The sequence below is a fragment of the Variovorax monticola genome, assembly GCF_051216855.1.
GTDB lineage: Bacteria > Pseudomonadota > Gammaproteobacteria > Burkholderiales > Burkholderiaceae_C > Variovorax.
Genome location: NZ_JBPJZP010000006.1, coordinates 260,360 through 275,598, shown reverse-complemented (window position 1 = coordinate 275,598; position 15,239 = coordinate 260,360). Strand labels below are relative to the sequence as shown.

Here is a 15,239-nt window from a genome sequence, read left to right as displayed (position 1 = left end):
GCTTTGTCGGCCGGCTTGCCCATGGTTGACCATGGACTGCGCCGCCCTCCTCACATCCACCGCATGGCGGGGCCAGCGCGCGGGCGTTGGATCGATGACAGACCCTAGTTACTGGATGCATCTCTGAGATGCCCTAGTGATGCGTAACGGTTCATGAGCGCGGCCTGCGCGCCGTGCGCCTCGATGGCTCGCGAGGCGCCCTCTTCGCCCGGATGCGTGTCGCGGTCGACCCGCGTGTAGGTGCCGTCCGCGCCCAGGTCCCACGCGTCGCGCCCGTCGTGCAGGTACGCCACCAGGCATTCGTCGATCAGCCGCTGGCGCAGGCCCGGGTCGGTCACCGGCCAGGCGAGCTCGATGCGCCGCATCATGTTGCGGTTCATCCAGTCGGCGCTCGACAGGTAAAGCGACTCGTCTTCGCCGTTGCGGAAATAGAAGACCCGCGAATGCTCCAGGAAGCGCCCGATCACCGAGCGCACGCGGATGTTGTCGGTCAGCCCCGGCACCTGCGCGGCCAGCGTGCAGGCACCGCGCACGATCAGGTCGATCTTCACGCCCTTCTGCCCCGCGCGGATCAGCGCACCGATGATTTCCTCGTCGGTCAGCGCATTCATCTTGGCCACGACGCGCGTCGTCTGGCCGGCCGCAGCGGCCACGCCCAGCGCATCGATCTGCGCCACGATGTTCTTGTGCAGGTCGAACGGCGCCAGCCACATGCGGTTGAGCTTGGGCAACCGGCTCTGGCTGGCCAGGTGCACGAACACGGCCTCCATGTCGGCCGTCAGCAGCGGGTCGGCCGTGAGGTGGCTGATGTCGGTGTACAGCCTGGCGGTGCGCGGGTTGTAGTTGCCGGTGGACAGGTGGCCGTAGCGGCGCATCTGCTTGCCTTCGCGGCGCGTCACCAGCAGCATCTTGGCGTGCGTCTTCAGGCCGACCACGCCGTACACCACCTGCGCGCCGATCGACTCCAGCATTTCGGCCCAGTTGATGTTGGCCTCTTCGTCGAAGCGCGCCTTCAGTTCCACCACCACCGTGACTTCCTTGCCGCGGCGCACAGCCTCGCGCAGCAAGTCCATCATCTCGGAGTCCGCGCCGGTGCGGTAGATGGTCTGCTTGATGGCCAGCACCTGCGGGTCGAGCACCGCCTCGCGCAGGAAGGCGAGCACGCCCTCGAAGCTCTCGAAGGGCTGGTGGATCAGCACGTCGCTGCGCTGCAGCCGCTCGAAGAACGACTGCGAGGGCGACAGCGTGACCGGATAAGAAGCCGGATACGGTGCAAAACGCAGTTGCGGCTCTTCGAGCAGGTCGGCCAACTGCGTGAGCCGGGCCAGGTTGACCGGGCCGTGCACGCGGTACAACGACTGCGGCGGCAGGTTGAACTGCGCCAGCAAAAAGCTCGCGAGCGACTCGGCGCAGCTGGCCGACACCTCCAGCCGCACGGCCTGCCCGTAATGGCGGTGCTGCAGCCCCTGGCGCAGTGCAGTGCGCAGGTTCTTGACGTCTTCCTCGTCCACCGCCAGGTCGGAATGCCGCGTGACGCGGAACTGCGAGAAGTCGCCCACCTCGCGGCCCACGAACATGCTCGCCAGGTGCGCGCGCACCACGCTCGACAGCGCGACGAACAACGTCTTGCCGTCCGACACCTTGGCCGGCATCCGGATCAGGCGCGGCAGCACGCGCGGCACCTTGACGATCTGGATCGGGTTTTCACGCCCGAAGGCGTCCTTGCCGCCCAGCCGCACGATGAAGTTCAGCGACTTGTTGGCCACCTGCGGAAACGGGTGCGCCGGGTCGAGCCCGACCGGAATCAGCAGCGGGCGCACCTCGCGCTCGAAATACTCGCTGACCCACTTGCGCTGCGCCGGATTGCGCTCGCCGTGCGAAATGATGTGGATGCCATGCGTGGCAAAGGTCGGCATCAGCTCGTCGTTGTACAGCGCGTATTGGCGCGCCACGAGCTTGTGGGCCGCCTCGGCCAGCCGCTCGAACGAATCGACCGTGTAGGTGCCCTTGTGGTCGCCTGCGCTGCCCGCGATCAGGTGCGGCGCGGCGCGGACTTCGAAGAACTCGTCGAGGTTCGACGACACGATGCACATGTAGCGCAGCCGCTCGATCAGCGGCACCTCGGGCCGGTGCGCCCAGTCGAGCACCCGTTCATTGAACGAGAGGATGCTGTGGTCACGGTCGAGCAGCGTGAACGTGGGCGCCGCGACGGCGAGCGACCGGTCTGCGGGGGCGGATGGCATGGGCACTGATTCTGGAGCAAGGGGCACGGGAGCACACGTAAGCGGAAATGTGACAGTGTCCACACCGTTTGTGACGTTCTCATGACACCCCCGTGACGCATCCGACCCCGTTGTCGCATGCGCCTTGTGCGGTTCCATCATGCCCGGAGGCAATGCGGTCCCGTTGCCGGACGGGACGGCCGCCGGTTTCATGCGCCCAGGAAATGCTTGCGGTAGCGCGCCGGCAGGTCGTCGATGCGCATGAGCATCGGCAGGTCGGCGGCGTTGAAGTCCGGGTCCCAGGCGGGCGCGCCCAGGACCTTGGCGCCCAGGCGAAGGTAACCCTTGATGAGCGCGGGCGGCTCCACGTCGAGCGTGCTGTCCAGCCGTTCGACCGGCAGCGGCAGGCGCGGCTGCACCTGGTACTGGATGGGCGCCATGTGCTTGGCCGACACCTGGCGCCAGATGCTGGCCGCCGCGTCGCCGTTGGTCACGCCGTTGTGTGACATCGGGATGCTGGCGCAGCCGATCATCGTGTCCAGCTTGTTGCGGTGCATGAAGCCGGCCAGCGCACCCCACAGCGCGAGGATCACCCCACCCTGGCGGTGCTCGGGGTGCACGCAGCTTCGGCCCAGCTCGACCATGCGTTCGCGCAGGTCGCGCAACCGGGTCAGGTCGAACTCGGTGTCGCTGTAGGTGCTGCCGACGCGGCGGGCCTGCGCCGGCGTGAGCACGCGGTAGGTGCCGACGACCTGCTGGGTGAGTTCGTCGCGCACCAGCAGGTGTTCGCAGAAGTCGTCGAACAGGTCGATGTCGTGGCCGGCCAGCGGCGACGAGACGCGGGCGCCCATTTCGCCGACGAACACGTCGTAGCGCAGGCGCTGCGCGGCGCGCACGTCGTCGAGGTGGCGGGCCCAGCCGACCGTGATGCCCTGTCTGGACTCGACGGGCGGCGGCAGGATGACGACCGGGGCCTGGGGCACCGGAGCGCGCACCACGGTGGCGACACTGGCAGCGGTGACAACGGGCGCGGGCCACAGCGCTGCGCGCAGGCCGATCTGCGACAGCGGAAACGTCGGGTTGGGCAGTTCTTTCATGGGGAACCCTTTCTGCCGAGGGAGTCTGCGCACGTGGAATGAAGCGTGCATGTCAGGAGGATTGCAGGCGCATGACGGTGGTTACAGCACTGACATCGCGTGGAAGGCCACGCTGGCGCTACTTGGTCGTCTAATGCGGTTCACACGCGACATGGAGCTTTACCGCATGGCCACCGAAGCAAACGGCACCGACACCAGCCGCCTCCACCAGACCTTTCCCGTCTTGAGCGACACCGAGATTGCGCGCATTGCCCGCTTCGGCAGCGTGCAGCAATTTGCGCGCGGCACCCGGCTCTTCACCGCCGGCGAAACCGGGCCAGGCATGTTCGTGCTGCTCAAGGGCGTCGTGACGGTCACGCAGCGCGACGGCCTCGGCCACGTGGTGCCCATCGTGCGGCAGGGTCCGGGCGAATTCCTGGCCGAAGTCGGCCAGCTGAGCGGCCGCCCTTCCCTGGTCGACGGCCACGCCGACGAGGACGTGGAAGCGCTGCTCGTCTCGCCCGCGCAACTGCGCGCACTGCTGGTGGCCGAAGCCGACCTGGGCGAGCGCATCACGCGCGCGCTCATCTTGCGGCGGGTGGCGCTGATCGAATCCGGCGCCAGCGGGCCGGTGCTCATCGGCGCGCCGCAGTCGCCCGACATGGCGCGGCTGGAAAACTTTCTGCGCCGCAACGGCTATCCGTACCACGTGGTCGATGCCAATGAAGACCCCGACGCCGCCGCGCTGCTGGCGCAGTACGGCGCCGGCCAGCTGCTGGCCGTGTGCCCCGACGGCTCGGTGCTGGTGAACCCGACGGACGAAGGGCTGGCGCGTTGCCTGGGCATGCTCGACACCGCCGAGCACGACGCCCTGTACGACGTGGCCGTGGTCGGTGCCGGCCCGGCGGGCCTGGCGACCGCGGTGTATGCGGCCTCCGAAGGACTGCGCGTGATCGTGCTCGACTGCCGCGCCTTCGGCGGCCAGGCCGGCGCCAGCGCGCGCATCGAGAACTACCTGGGCTTTCCGACCGGCATCTCGGGGCAGGCGCTGGCAGGCCGCGCGTTCGTACAGGCGCAGAAGTTCGGCGTCGAGATGCTGATCCCGGCCAAGGTGCTGTCGCTGGACTGCGCGCGCGACAACGCGCTCGAGTGCCTGCGCATCGCGCTGGCCGACGGCCGCACGATCAACGCGCGCACCGTCGTCGTGGCCAGCGGCGCACGCTATCGTCGCCCCGAGGTGCCGCGCCTGGCCGAATTCGAGGGCCGCGGCATCTGGTACTGGGCTTCGGCCATCGAGGCGAAGATCTGCGCGCAGCAGGAAGTGGCGCTGGTCGGCGGCGGCAATTCCGCAGGCCAGGCCGCGGTGTTCCTCGCGCGCCATGCGGCCAAGGTCAACGTGCTGGTGCGCGGGCCGTCGCTGGCGGCCAGCATGTCGCGCTATCTCATCGACCGCATCGAGGCCACGCCCAACATCTCGCTGCAGCCGCACACCGAGCTCGTGCGCCTGCACGGCGGCCCCGACGAAGGCCTCACGGGCGCCACATGGCGCTGTCACACCACGGGTGTCGAGCATGACTGCCCCGCGCGCAACATCTTTCTTTTCGTGGGCGCCGAGCCCGAGACCTCATGGCTCGAAGGCTGCGGCGTGTCGGTCGACAAGCACGGCTTCGTGTTGACCGGCGAGGCGGCGAGCAGCGGCTTTCCGGCGCGGCGTGCCACGGCGCTCGAGTCCAGCGTGTCGGGCGTGTTCGCCGTGGGCGATGTGCGGTCGGGCTCGGTCAAGCGCGTGGGCGGGGCCATCGGCGAAGGCGCGGCCGCGGTGGCGCTGATTCATCAGCACCTGTCGCAGGTATCTGCCGTGGCATGACCCCGTGCGGCGGGTTTCTCGCCGCGACTCAGGGCGCATTGCACTGTGCTGGGGGATGGTTTGGCCTGCCCGGAGGGGATCGAACCCCCGACAACCTGCTTAGAAGGCAGGTGCTCTATCCAACTGAGCTACGGGCAGATTTGAGGCCGGAAAGAAGCGAGGAAAATCAATGACTTAGACGTCGTTGTTTCCAGCCGGCAGCGGCGGATTCTACCCAGTTCCATGCCTTGCCCCGCGCTGCGAGACGTTTGTTGGGCGCCGCTCGAGGCCCGAAACGAAAAATGCACACAGCCCTTTGGGAACTGTGTGCATATCGATTTCTATGGTCGGGGCGAAAGGATTCGAACCTTCGACCCTCTGGTCCCAAACCAGATGCGCTACCAGGCTGCGCTACACCCCGCCAAGCCTTCGATTCTAGCCCGAATATTGGCCCGGTCTGGGAGTTTCTCAGCGTTTCTCGTACTGCGTCTTGCCGAAAAGAACTTCTCGCTCCTTGTCGCCGGTGATCGGCTGGCGCAGGTCGGCCAGCACTTTCACACCGCGCTGCACGGCGGGGCGCGCGGCGATGCCGTCGAACCAGGCCTTCAGATGCGGGTGGTCGGTCAGCGTGATGCCCTGGTTTTCCCAGCTGCGCAACCACGGAAAGATGGCGATGTCGGCAATGGAGTAAGTCTTGCCGGCGATGAACTTGTTCTTGACCAGTTGCTTGTCGATCACGCCGTAGATGCGCTTGGCTTCGTTGCTGTAGCGCTCGATGGCATAGGCGATCTTCTCGGGCGCATACAGGCGGAAGTGATGGGCCTGGCCCAGCATGGGGCCGACGCCGCCCATCTGGAACATGAGCCACTGCAGCACGTCATAGCGTTCGCGGTCGCCCGTGGGCAGGAACTTGCCGGTCTTGCCCGCAAGGTAGACGAGGATGGCGCCCGATTCGAACAGCGAGATCGGCTTGCCGTCCGGGCCGTCGGGGTCGGTGATGGCGGGGATCTTGTTGTTGGGGCTGATCCGAAGGAACTCGGGCGCGAACTGGTCGCCCTTGCCGATGTTCACGGGGTGCGCGTGGTACGGCAGGCCGCACTCCTCCAGCATGACGTGAATCTTGTGGCCGTTGGGCGTGGGCCAGGAATAGACCTCGATGGGCGATGCGGGCATGTCTGGCACTCCGGTGGGTGTGATGCGAGCCGGCAGCTTATACGGGCGAGTTCGAACGCGCGCGGCGCTGGGAATTTTTCGATTGGCACAAAAGTATTCTTTTACGAGAATCAGGAAACTCCGCACCCCCACCATGCCGCTCGACTACCTCTGCAGCCTCGACAGCGCCCAACTCCCTCTCGAGACAAGAAACAAGACGGAGATCAGCCGAATTTCGAAACTTGTCGCCGTCGGGCTTCTTCGAGCGGAGATCAAGCCGGATTTCTTCGGGAAAGAACGCACCGTGGCGCCCGAGTCCGCGACGGTGCTCGCCATCACCGATGCAGGCCGGGCAAAGATCGCCCGACTCAGGCTCGGCTTTCAGGACACCGTGCCCGGAAGCCTCATGTGAGCGTGTGTCGGCGGTCTCGCCGCCGCCCGCTGGATGGGCCGGGTTCGCAGCGACAATCGCCTCGGTCTCAATGCAGGTCGCGCCGGGGCCCCGCCTTCGAAGTCGCATTCCGCATTCCCCACCCCAGCCCCGCGACGCTGTAAGCCCTCTCCTCGAGCGCAAAGAACCTGCACAGCCCGTTGCTCGTATCGAAGTGCCCGCCGTGCGTGCGGTGCACCGGGCGCCCGTCGAGCAATTGGTAGGTGACGCCCCCCACCATCGGGCTGTACTGCTTGTGGAGGCTGATGCGCAGGAAGAATGTCGTGTATTCGACGACCGTGCCCTGGCGGTCGTTGGCATCGACCACGTCGAACCTCGCGGTTTCGCGGGTCACTTTTTCGTAGGTTGCCATGGCTCTTCTCCCTCGTCAGGTGGAAAAAGCGGCCTGCAAGGAATGCCGTGTCGTGAAAGGTGACACCGCCCCGGAATCAGGCCATCTGCATGCTTTACGCAGTGGCCGCCGAAGTGGATTCGCTTCGCCCGGCGAGCGACGGAAAGGCTCAGACCGGCCGCACGTCGAAGAACGCCTCGTCGGTGTCTCCCAGGTCGCGAAAGCCCGCCGTGCGCGCCGCGTCGTAGGCCTTGGCCCAGCGCTTGGCCATCGCGATCTCGGCCTTCGACAGGTCGCTTTCGCTCGATTCGCTCACGTTCTGGAATGCACGCAATGCCGCGACGACATCGCCGCCGAGTTGCTTGTCGATCTCGCGCCGGAAGCGCTGCTCGGCCACCTTCGCGGCTTCGGCCGCCGGGTGTGGGTAGTCCGCGAGCCGCACGGTGTACGTGACGCGCGCTTCGACCTCGATGTCTTCGAACCGGAATGGCGCCTCGCTCGCTTCTGCCCGGGCAGCAGGTGATGGCGCAGGCAACGGCCGTGCCGGTTGTGAAAGCGGCCGCAACACCGTTCCGCGGTGCGGCACCGCCATGGGCAACACCGACGCAGTCGCGCGCGGAAAGAAAAGCTCAAATTGATTCATGGTTCATCGCCCTGCGCGTCGTGCGCTCACCAAAGGCCTGCTGCCAAAAGACTGTACGAATATACAGTTTTAAATTGCAGTTAACCAGCCCATGGCTGAGGGGCGCGGGCGCGAATCAGCCCGTCGGACCGAACGGCCGCTTGCTGCCTCTTCGCGACTCAGCGGCCGTCGTAGAGGGTTCGCCAGACGTTGCAGCCACTCGGGCACACAGGGCCCGACTGGCTGGCGTTCATCTGCGTTTCAACAACGGGTGAGGCGGAGAGGGAAACACCGGCAGGGTCGCTGCCCGGCGCTGGCACACCGCCCATGACAACGGCAGTCAACCCGGCAGCAACCACTTTTGTAACCATCAGCATGTTTGTCTCCAACAGTGGGTCACAGGTCCAACATAGACCTGTGGGAGACAAAAACCGCGGGGACTTACCCTAGTTGGTCGATGCCGGACCACCGGGCGGCGAAGGCAGATCGCCCTCTCGCAGCTTGCGGCCCACCCACATCGTTCCGTTCGCATGGTCGGCGGCGCCCACCTGGATACCGCCGACGGTTCGAAGCGCACCGGTGCCGTCGTCGGTGGCGGGGCCCTCGCCCGTGTACTCGCCCGGAACCAGCAGCCGGCCTTCCTTCAGGAAATCGGCGATGCGAAGTTCCCGCATGGCACGGCCCCAGTGCCACTGCTTCTTGATGTCGTAGGGGGCCGGTCTGGCCGGTGGTCTGGATTTCTTCATGTCGTTCAGTTCGCGCAAAAAACTGGCGCCAGCATAGCCGCGCCAGCTCACGCCCCACCACGCGACAGTGCCTACTCGGCGCAAGGCCTCCTGCCGTCCCTTTGCATCAGCGGCGCGGGCTCGGTCGCCTCGCCCGTCTCCACATAGTTGGGTTCGACCGGATGCACGATGACGGCCGCGGGCTCTCCGTCGAACTTCACCAGCAGGTATTCCCCGCTGGCCCCGGTGATGCCGCCGAACTTGCCGTGAAGCTCGATGCGCCCGCCGCGTCGTGCGGGCACCTTGAAACGAACGCGAATGTAGGGCAACCCTACGCGGAAATACTCGACCATCTGAACTCCCCGAAACTTCCCGATCCAGCCGGCGCAGCCGATAAAAGGCCTCATCGGCCTGCAATGCAGGCGGAGTGACATCCACGACTGCACGCCGCAATGTCCTCGTTCAATCGTGGGGAAGCATGTCGGCCAGAGCCTACGCTTGCTGACATCCGTTGGACATCCGCCAATTGGCTTACAGGGGGGAGCGGCGCGCCGCGCAAGCGCTAGTCGAATTCGCCGCCGGTGCCGGCTTCGACCAGGGCCGGGTCGTCGGCCTCCTCGCGGGGGCCGATGTTCAGGTCTTCCGACAGGCCTCGCAGCACCGCGTAGCCGGCCTGCAAGGCCTCGGCATAGGTGGGGAAGCCCTTGGCGGCCTCCATCAGCGACTCGAACTCCATCGAATTGTCGAAGGACTCCAGCAGCACCCAGAAATAGTCGCCACCGTCGTGTTGGTCCACGGACAGGGCGATGGAGATAAGTTGACCAGCCATGCCCGCATGGTGACCCGCCCGAATGACGGATCGAAGAAAGGGCCGTGACCCTCTATTCGGCCTGCTCCAGAAACTCGAACCCCATGGTTCGCGCGTGGTAGTGCAGCCCGCCGTCCTGCACGATCAGGAAGCGCGCGCCCTGCGGCCCGGCGTTGTGGTGCGAATGCGGCGCGCCCGGCGGCGTCACCAGCGTGGCCCAGGGCTCCCACGGGCACTGCGCGTCACCCACGACCGAGTGGCAGCCCTCGCCCTGCACCACCAGCGTGACGGCGGCCGAGTTGTGGCGGTGCGTGCGCTGGTGCGTGCCTGGCGCCAGCGTGTTGAAGCTCAGCGTCAGCGTGGGCGTGAGGTTGCGCGCGGCGGCCTGCCGGTCGGACGAGAAAATCAGCGCCCGACCCGAGGTGTCGTCGCGCGTGCCGCTCGCGAAGATCAGCGCGAACTGGCGCTCGATTTCCGCGGCCGGATAGTGCACGGCATCGATGGTCGCCTTGGCCAGCGGCGCAGGTTGCGCGCGCTCGAACGCCAGCTGCGGCTCGTTGCCGACGGTCCACAGCAGCGCGCCTTCGGCACCGGCTTCGAGCCGGTAGCCCTTCGCGCCGGGCAGCAGAAAAACATCGCCCGCGCCGAACGCAAAGCCGTCGGTGCCGCCGGCCAGGCGGCCGCTGCCCGAAATCACGTACCACACCGACCCGGTGGCGCACACGTCCAGCGGCAGCAGCGCGTCGCGTGCGGCAACGCGCACATAGCGCGCGAGCATCAGCGGCGTGGTGGCCGCGAAGCCGCAGCCCAGCGCACGCGACTGGTCGCAATCGAACACGCCGAAGCGTTCTTCCGCAGGCGGCGAAAAGAGCCGCGCCGGTACCGCGGGCAGCTTCACATCGAAGGCATTGCCCGAGTTGAAGAAGCGCGCCCGTGCCTGCGCGGCGCTGGCCGGCGCGCGCGGATGCTGCATCGGCAGGTCTGCCATGTCCATGGCAGCGGTGGCAGTGACAGTGGCATTCATGGCAAATCGCCCTCCTCGCCTGTGGCACCGGGCAACGCATACGGCAGCAACACCCGCAGCAGCACGTTCGCCCCCGCCGCCACGTGCGCAGGCTCGGCCCACTCGTGTTCCGCATGGCTCACGCCGTCGCGGCAGGGAATGAAGATCATCGCGCTCGGGCACAGCGGCGCCATGTGGCGCGCGTCGTGGCCGGCCGCCGAAAGAAGGGGCATGTGCGGCTCTCCGATGCGCTCTGCGGCGTGCGCAATCGCCTGCTGCAGCGCGGGGTCGAATTCATTCGACGGCGCATCGACCAGCGGCGTCACCGTCACCCGGCACGGCAGCGCGAACAGCTCGCACGAGGCCGCGAGCCGCTGGCCCAGAAGCTCCAGCACCGTGTTGTCGGGGTGGCGCAGGTCGATGCGCAACGTCACGCGCTCGGGCACCACCGACGGCGCATTGGGCTCGACCTGCAGCCGGCCGATGGTGAATTTCACCGCGTCGTCGTGCCCGCCGATCTGCGCGTACAGCACCATCGCCATGCGCGAGAACGCCGCCAGCGCATCGCGCCGGTCCGCCATCGCGAGCGTGCCGGCGTGGCCGCGCTCGCCCTCGATGACGATGTCGAAGGTCTTCTTGCCCTGGATGCCGGTGACGACGCCGATCACGCATTCCTCGGCCTCCAGGATCGGCCCCTGCTCGATGTGCGCCTCGACATAGGCCGCCAGCGGAAAACCCAGCGAGCGTCGGCGCAGCGTAGGAAACGCCGCGTGCAAGGCATCGAGCGCGGCGGCCACCGAGACCCCCTTGGCATCGCGCACCGCACGCACGTCTTCGAGGCTGCGCACGCCGGCAAAGGCTTCCGAGCCCATCATGCCGGGCGCGAAGCGCGAGCCCTCCTCGTTCATCCACGCCACGCACACGATGTCCACCGGCGGACGCACGCCGCGTTGCGACAGCGTGGTCAGCACCTCCAGCGCGGCCGCCACGCCGTACACGCCGTCGAAGCGCCCGCCGCCGGGCTGGCTGTCCAGGTGGCTGCCGGCCAGCACCGGCGGCGCGTCGCGGTCGGCGCCGGGCAGCGCGATGAACAGGTTGCCGGCCGCGTCGGTCGAAGGCTCCAGCCCGGCAGCGAGCGCCCAATCGATCATCGTGCGCCACGACGCGATTTCTTCCGCGCTCAGCGCCTGCCGGTCGACACCGCCGCCCGGCGTGGTACCGATGCAGGCCAGCGCCATGAGCCGGTCCCAGAGCCGGTCGGCATCGATGCGCCAGATGCCCTGCTGCGCGGCGACAGTCGCTCGGGCGTTCATCAGTCGGTCTTCATGATCTGGCTGGGCAGCGCGCGCGGGTCGCGCGGCTTCCACTGCCCGGCCTCGACCTGCGCGAAAAACTCGGCCAGCAAGGCGTTGAACGCGGCGGGCTCTTCCAGGTTGAGCGTGTGGCCGGTCTTGGGCATCACGGCCAGGCCGCACGCAGGCACCGTCTTCTTCAGGAAGATGCCGGGTTGCAGGCAGTGGTCGTCCTCGTCGCCGACCACCACCAGCGATGGCACCGTCATTGCGCGCAGGTCGCTCTCCAGGTCGTAGATCGACGGGCGGCGCGCCTGCACGCCGCGCATGGTGTTGGCCGCACCCACGGCGTCGTGCTCGCCGAGCCAGGTCGCGAACTCCTGCCAGCCGCGCGGGTCCTTGTTCTGGAACTGCACGCGGCTCGCGCCCAGCGAATAGGTGCGGGCGAATTTCTCGGAGCCTTGCGCTTCGAACTGTTTCGCGACTTCGAGCGAAACGCCGCGAAAGTAGTCTTCGTGCGCCTTCTCGGCGCCATAGCCCGCGCCGGCAATCACCAGCGAGGCTGCGCGCGTCGCATGGCGCAGGCCGAAGTGCAGCGTCGCGAAACCGCCCATCGACAGCCCCACGATGTGGGCGCGCTCCAGCTTCAGCGCGTCCATCACGGCCACGATGTCGTCGGCCGCGGTGGCCTGCGAATAGCGCTCCACGTCGGCCGGCACGTCCGAAGGCGGATAGCCGCGCGCGCCGAAGGTCACGCACTGGTGGCGCCGCGCAAAGTAGCGCATCTGCGGCTCCCAGCTGCGGTGGTCGCCGCCGAACTCGTGCACGAACACGATGGGCGTGCCGCTGCCGGCGGTCTCGTAGTACAGGCGGATGCCGTCCGCGGTGGTGGCGAAACTCATGGTTCGGCCTTTCAGAAGAGCGCCGCGGTGGCAGGCAGGCTGCGTGCGCGTTCCACCGCCTGCGGCAACACGTTGCACAGCGCCTGCGCCCAGGCCTTCGGCACGGTGGTCGATATCTTGATGAAGCGGTGGCCGAAGCGCGGCGTGTGGTACGTGCCCTGGCGCACCATGATGTCGTGCTCGCCCAGCGCGGTGACCAGCGCCTCGGGCGTCACGCCCGCCTTGCTGCACTCGACCACGATGAAGTTGGCCTGCGACGGAAACACCGGCACCTCGAAGCCCGGCAGTTTGGCGAAGGCGTCGACGATCAGCTGCTGGTTCTCGCGCTGCTGCGTGATGACTTCGGCCATCCATTCCTCCTTCACGCCCAGGCCCGCGATGGCTGCGCGCTGTGCGAGCACGCTGGCGCCCAGCGGCGCCTGCGAGTGCGGCAGGATGCGCGCCAGCAACTCGGGCGACGCCACCAGCGCGCCCAGCCGCAGGCCGGCAAGGCCCAGCCATTTCGAGAAGCTCACGATGGTCACGGTGCCTTCCGGATAGAAGCGCGAAGCCAGCGTGTGGCTGTCGGCAAAGTCGCGGTAGGTGCAGTCGTGAATGAGGATGGCGCCGATCTCGCGCGCACGGTCCGCGAAGGCGCGGATCTCGTCTTCGGTGTAGGTGGTGCCCAGCGGATTGTTCGGGTCCACCAGGTAGATGACCGACGTGTTCTCGTCGGTGGCCGCGGCCAGCGCCTCGGCCGACAGCTTGAAGCCGTACTCCGGTCCGTAGATCGGAATCTCGGTGATCACCGCGCCGGCCTTGGCCGCGAACTGCAGCGGCCACTTCCAGCCCGGGTCGGTGGTCACGAAACCCTTGCCCGCAGCGCAGAACGCACGGCACGCCAGCGCCAGCGCCGAGACAGCCCCGTCGGTCACCACGGCCAACTGGTCCGGCACGCCCAGGTCTTCAACGATGGCCGAGCGCAGCGCCTCCATGCCCAGCGGCGGCGCATAGGCATGAAAGCTCTCGTCGTCGATGGCGTCGTGCAGCGCCTTCTTCACGGCGGGATGCAGCGGAAAGTGGTTGGTGTTCTGGCCCAGCCACATCAGGCCGGGGTTGGTGAAGAGCTTGTCGAAATACCGGTTGCGGGTTTCGGCCTCGCTCGTCACCGCGGGCACCGCCGCTGCGGGGTTCAGTGCCGCGTTCATGCCACGAGCCTTTGCGCCTGCTCGGCGGCCATGGCCTTCTTGCTGGTCTTGATGATCGAGCCGCGGGAAGCGATGCCGCCGTCGATGGTCACCACCGTGCCCGTGATGTAGCCCGCGCGCGGCGAGGCCAGGAACACCATCAGCTCGGCCACTTCTTCCGGCGTGGCCGGGCGCCCGCCCGGGTAGTTGTCGAACAGTTCTTCCCAGCGGCCTTCGTCGCCGTGCGTGTCGAAGGCGCGGCGCTTCATGAGCTTGACCATGCGGTCGGTCGCCACTGGACCGGGGTTCACGCCCACCACGCGGATGCCGTCGTCCAGGCTCACGCCGCCCAAGGCGCGCGTGAAGGCCATCACGGCCGCGTTGCCGGTGGAGCCGGCGATGTAGTTGGCGTCCCAGTTCTCGCCGGAGTTGCCGATGTCGTTCACGATCACGCCGCCGCCCGCGGCCTTCATGCGCGCGTAGTAGATCTGCGTGAGTTCCATGTAGCCCAGCACCTTGAGCTGGAAGCCGCGGCGCACCACGGCGAAGTCGAGCGACTCGATGGGGCCGGCCGGAATGTCGCCCGCGTTGTTCACGAGGATATCGACATGGCCCACCGCCTCGGCCAGCTGCTGCATGGCGCCGGGCGCGGCCAGGTCCATGGGGTGGATGCGCACGTTGATCGGGTAGATCTTCTCGATCTCTTCCTTGGCCGCGGCCAGCGCCACGCCGTCGCGCGCGGCCAGTTGCAGGTGGCAGCCTTCGGCCGCGAACGCATGGGCGGCTGCGAGGCCGATGCCTTTGGACGCGCCGGTGATGAGTACGGTCTTGCCTTCGAGTTCGAGTTTCATGATGAAGTGATGTCCGGGAATGCGGTCGAAAAAATGGGGGTTGAAAAGGGGCTCAGGGCGTGCCGCCGTCCTGCTCGGACAGCGCCGCGATCAGGTCGACGATGTCGTCCTCGAGCAGGCTCACATGGTCGATGGCCGACGAAAACGCCGCGCCGGGGTCGTTGCGCCGAATGGCGTCCAGGATGGCGCCGTGCTCGCCGATGGTGGCGGTCATGCGCCCGGGCTGGAAGGTGACGTAGCGGCGGTACACGCGCACCCGCTTGCGCAGCGCGCGCGTCTGCTCGGCCAGGTAGTGCGTGTTCGAGGCCTCGTACAGCGCGTCGTGAAAGTCCTGGTTCACGTCGTAGAAGCGCGAGTGGTCGCCCGACGCCAGGATGCTGGTCAGCTCGTCGTGCAGCGCGCTCATGCGCGCCTTCTGCAGTTCGGTGGCGCGGCGCGCGGCGAACTTGGCGCACAGGCCTTCCATCACGGCCATCATCTGGAACATCTCGATGAGCATGGGCAGCGAGATGCGCGCCACGCACACGCCGCCCTGGCGGCTGCGCAGGTCGACCAGGCCCGTGGCGGCCAGCGCCTTGAGCGCCTCGCGCACCGGCGTGCGCGACACCTTGAAGCGCTCGGCCAGCTCGGCTTCGTCCAGCCGCGCGCCGGGCTTCATCACGCCGCTGACGATCAGGTCTTCCAGCGTGTCCTTCAGCTCGTCGGACAGCGTGGCGCCCTTGCCGCGCTGGCGCTCGCGTCCGCGCAGCATCGCGGGCTCCGCCATCTCGGGTTCGTTCGGTTCCATGGTCT

Annotated in this window: 17 protein-coding genes and 2 tRNA genes; 2 read left to right on the top strand and 17 right to left on the bottom strand. The window is 67.4% G+C overall.

Annotated elements, in window-relative coordinates:
* Window positions 1-104: 104 nt before the first annotated feature.
* Both ppk1 and ACSFA5_RS22335 read right to left on the bottom strand, forming a co-directional pair.
* Window positions 105-2,243 carry a polyphosphate kinase 1 gene (ppk1, locus tag ACSFA5_RS22340; RefSeq protein WP_435446228.1) on the bottom strand — a complete coding sequence of 713 codons (2,139 nt, stop codon included), beginning with the start codon at window positions 2,241-2,243 and terminating at the stop codon, window positions 105-107.
* Between the two features lie 188 nt (window positions 2,244-2,431).
* The gene (locus ACSFA5_RS22335) at window positions 2,432-3,319 is read right to left on the bottom strand and encodes a GNAT family N-acetyltransferase (protein ID WP_435446227.1); all 888 of its coding nucleotides are present in this window, start codon (window positions 3,317-3,319) and stop codon (window positions 2,432-2,434) included.
* Window positions 3,320-3,485: 166 nt separating this feature from the next.
* Here ACSFA5_RS22335 and ACSFA5_RS22330 point away from each other — a divergent pair, with 166 nt between their 5' ends.
* On the top strand, window positions 3,486-5,165 hold the full coding sequence (locus tag ACSFA5_RS22330) for an FAD-dependent oxidoreductase (RefSeq protein WP_435446226.1): 1,680 nt from the start codon (window positions 3,486-3,488) through the stop codon (window positions 5,163-5,165).
* Between the two features lie 61 nt (window positions 5,166-5,226).
* Here ACSFA5_RS22330 and ACSFA5_RS22325 read toward each other — a convergent pair.
* From ACSFA5_RS22325 to ACSFA5_RS22315, 3 genes are all read right to left on the bottom strand, one after another.
* Window positions 5,227-5,303 (bottom strand) — tRNA-Arg (locus ACSFA5_RS22325).
* A 185-nt stretch (window positions 5,304-5,488) separates the two neighbouring features.
* A tRNA-Pro gene (locus tag ACSFA5_RS22320) sits at window positions 5,489-5,565 on the bottom strand.
* A 47-nt stretch (window positions 5,566-5,612) separates the two neighbouring features.
* Complete coding sequence (locus tag ACSFA5_RS22315) at window positions 5,613-6,317, bottom strand: glutathione binding-like protein (protein WP_435446225.1); 705 nt, start codon at window positions 6,315-6,317, stop codon at window positions 5,613-5,615.
* A 133-nt stretch (window positions 6,318-6,450) separates the two neighbouring features.
* On the opposite strand from ACSFA5_RS22315, the gene ACSFA5_RS22310 reads away from it, so the two are divergent.
* Window positions 6,451-6,708: a hypothetical protein gene (locus ACSFA5_RS22310; RefSeq protein WP_435446224.1), complete on the top strand. Its 258-nt coding sequence runs from the start codon at window positions 6,451-6,453 to the stop codon at window positions 6,706-6,708.
* A gap of 67 nt (window positions 6,709-6,775) precedes the next feature.
* Here ACSFA5_RS22310 and ACSFA5_RS22305 read toward each other — a convergent pair whose 3' ends face one another.
* From ACSFA5_RS22305 to ACSFA5_RS22250, 12 genes are all read right to left on the bottom strand, one after another.
* Window positions 6,776-7,099: a hypothetical protein gene (locus ACSFA5_RS22305; RefSeq protein WP_435446223.1), complete on the bottom strand. Its 324-nt coding sequence runs from the start codon at window positions 7,097-7,099 to the stop codon at window positions 6,776-6,778.
* Window positions 7,100-7,247: 148 nt separating this feature from the next.
* Window positions 7,248-7,670, bottom strand: a complete 423-nt coding sequence (locus ACSFA5_RS22300) for a hypothetical protein (RefSeq protein WP_435446222.1) — start codon at window positions 7,668-7,670, stop codon at window positions 7,248-7,250.
* 209 nt (window positions 7,671-7,879) lie between these two features.
* Window positions 7,880-8,077 carry a hypothetical protein gene (locus ACSFA5_RS22295; protein WP_435446221.1) on the bottom strand — a complete coding sequence of 66 codons (198 nt, stop codon included), beginning with the start codon at window positions 8,075-8,077 and terminating at the stop codon, window positions 7,880-7,882.
* Window positions 8,078-8,146: 69 nt separating this feature from the next.
* A complete protein-coding gene (locus ACSFA5_RS22290; RefSeq protein WP_435446220.1) occupies window positions 8,147-8,446 on the bottom strand; it encodes a hypothetical protein in 300 nt (99 codons plus the stop codon).
* Between the two features lie 71 nt (window positions 8,447-8,517).
* Window positions 8,518-8,778, bottom strand: coding sequence for a hypothetical protein (locus tag ACSFA5_RS22285; RefSeq protein WP_435446219.1), 261 nt, complete (start codon window positions 8,776-8,778; stop codon window positions 8,518-8,520).
* A gap of 209 nt (window positions 8,779-8,987) precedes the next feature.
* The gene (locus tag ACSFA5_RS22280) at window positions 8,988-9,254 is read right to left on the bottom strand and encodes a hypothetical protein (protein ID WP_435446218.1); all 267 of its coding nucleotides are present in this window, start codon (window positions 9,252-9,254) and stop codon (window positions 8,988-8,990) included.
* A 52-nt stretch (window positions 9,255-9,306) separates the two neighbouring features.
* Entirely contained in the window at window positions 9,307-10,257 is a 951-nt protein-coding gene (locus ACSFA5_RS22275; protein WP_435446217.1) for a cupin domain-containing protein, read from the bottom strand.
* Window positions 10,254-11,549 (bottom strand): Zn-dependent hydrolase, encoded by a 1,296-nt coding sequence (locus ACSFA5_RS22270; RefSeq protein WP_435446216.1) that lies wholly within the window; start codon window positions 11,547-11,549, stop codon window positions 10,254-10,256. The genes ACSFA5_RS22275 and ACSFA5_RS22270 overlap by 4 nt, the downstream gene beginning before the upstream one ends.
* Window positions 11,549-12,430 carry an alpha/beta fold hydrolase gene (locus ACSFA5_RS22265; protein WP_435446215.1) on the bottom strand — a complete coding sequence of 294 codons (882 nt, stop codon included), beginning with the start codon at window positions 12,428-12,430 and terminating at the stop codon, window positions 11,549-11,551. Before ACSFA5_RS22265 ends, ACSFA5_RS22270 begins: the two co-directional genes overlap by 1 nt.
* An 11-nt stretch (window positions 12,431-12,441) precedes the next feature.
* The gene (locus ACSFA5_RS22260) at window positions 12,442-13,617 is read right to left on the bottom strand and encodes a pyridoxal phosphate-dependent aminotransferase (protein ID WP_435446214.1); all 1,176 of its coding nucleotides are present in this window, start codon (window positions 13,615-13,617) and stop codon (window positions 12,442-12,444) included.
* Window positions 13,614-14,447, bottom strand: a complete 834-nt coding sequence (locus ACSFA5_RS22255; protein WP_435446213.1) for an SDR family oxidoreductase — start codon at window positions 14,445-14,447, stop codon at window positions 13,614-13,616. The genes ACSFA5_RS22260 and ACSFA5_RS22255 overlap by 4 nt, the downstream gene beginning before the upstream one ends.
* Before the next feature lie 52 nt (window positions 14,448-14,499).
* Complete coding sequence (locus ACSFA5_RS22250; RefSeq protein ID WP_435446212.1) at window positions 14,500-15,234, bottom strand: GntR family transcriptional regulator; 735 nt, start codon at window positions 15,232-15,234, stop codon at window positions 14,500-14,502.
* Window positions 15,235-15,239: the final 5 nt, after the last annotated feature.

Bases quoted from the DNA above. Each gene is read 5' to 3' on its own strand.
- ACSFA5_RS22280 (WP_435446218.1), bottom strand. From the start codon at position 9,254: ATGGCTGGTCAACTTATCTCCATCGCCCTGTCCGTGGACCAACACGAC.
- ppk1 (WP_435446228.1), bottom strand. From the start codon at position 2,243: ATGCCATCCGCCCCCGCAGACCGGTCGCTCGCCGTCGCGGCGCCCACG.
- ACSFA5_RS22310 (WP_435446224.1), top strand. From the start codon at position 6,451: ATGCCGCTCGACTACCTCTGCAGCCTCGACAGCGCCCAACTCCCTCTC.
- ACSFA5_RS22335 (WP_435446227.1), bottom strand. From the start codon at position 3,319: ATGAAAGAACTGCCCAACCCGACGTTTCCGCTGTCGCAGATCGGCCTG.
- ACSFA5_RS22260 (WP_435446214.1), bottom strand. From the start codon at position 13,617: ATGAACGCGGCACTGAACCCCGCAGCGGCGGTGCCCGCGGTGACGAGC.
- ACSFA5_RS22275 (WP_435446217.1), bottom strand. From the start codon at position 10,257: ATGAATGCCACTGTCACTGCCACCGCTGCCATGGACATGGCAGACCTG.
- ACSFA5_RS22265 (WP_435446215.1), bottom strand. From the start codon at position 12,430: ATGAGTTTCGCCACCACCGCGGACGGCATCCGCCTGTACTACGAGACC.
- ACSFA5_RS22305 (WP_435446223.1), bottom strand. From the start codon at position 7,099: ATGGCAACCTACGAAAAAGTGACCCGCGAAACCGCGAGGTTCGACGTG.
- ACSFA5_RS22315 (WP_435446225.1), bottom strand. From the start codon at position 6,317: ATGCCCGCATCGCCCATCGAGGTCTATTCCTGGCCCACGCCCAACGGC.
- ACSFA5_RS22330 (WP_435446226.1), top strand. From the start codon at position 3,486: ATGGCCACCGAAGCAAACGGCACCGACACCAGCCGCCTCCACCAGACC.
- ACSFA5_RS22285 (WP_435446219.1), bottom strand. From the start codon at position 8,778: ATGGTCGAGTATTTCCGCGTAGGGTTGCCCTACATTCGCGTTCGTTTC.
- ACSFA5_RS22290 (WP_435446220.1), bottom strand. From the start codon at position 8,446: ATGAAGAAATCCAGACCACCGGCCAGACCGGCCCCCTACGACATCAAG.
- ACSFA5_RS22300 (WP_435446222.1), bottom strand. From the start codon at position 7,670: ATGGCGGTGCCGCACCGCGGAACGGTGTTGCGGCCGCTTTCACAACCG.
- ACSFA5_RS22255 (WP_435446213.1), bottom strand. From the start codon at position 14,447: ATGAAACTCGAACTCGAAGGCAAGACCGTACTCATCACCGGCGCGTCC.
- ACSFA5_RS22270 (WP_435446216.1), bottom strand. From the start codon at position 11,549: ATGAACGCCCGAGCGACTGTCGCCGCGCAGCAGGGCATCTGGCGCATC.
- ACSFA5_RS22250 (WP_435446212.1), bottom strand. From the start codon at position 15,234: ATGGAACCGAACGAACCCGAGATGGCGGAGCCCGCGATGCTGCGCGGA.
- ACSFA5_RS22295 (WP_435446221.1), bottom strand. From the start codon at position 8,077: ATGCTGATGGTTACAAAAGTGGTTGCTGCCGGGTTGACTGCCGTTGTC.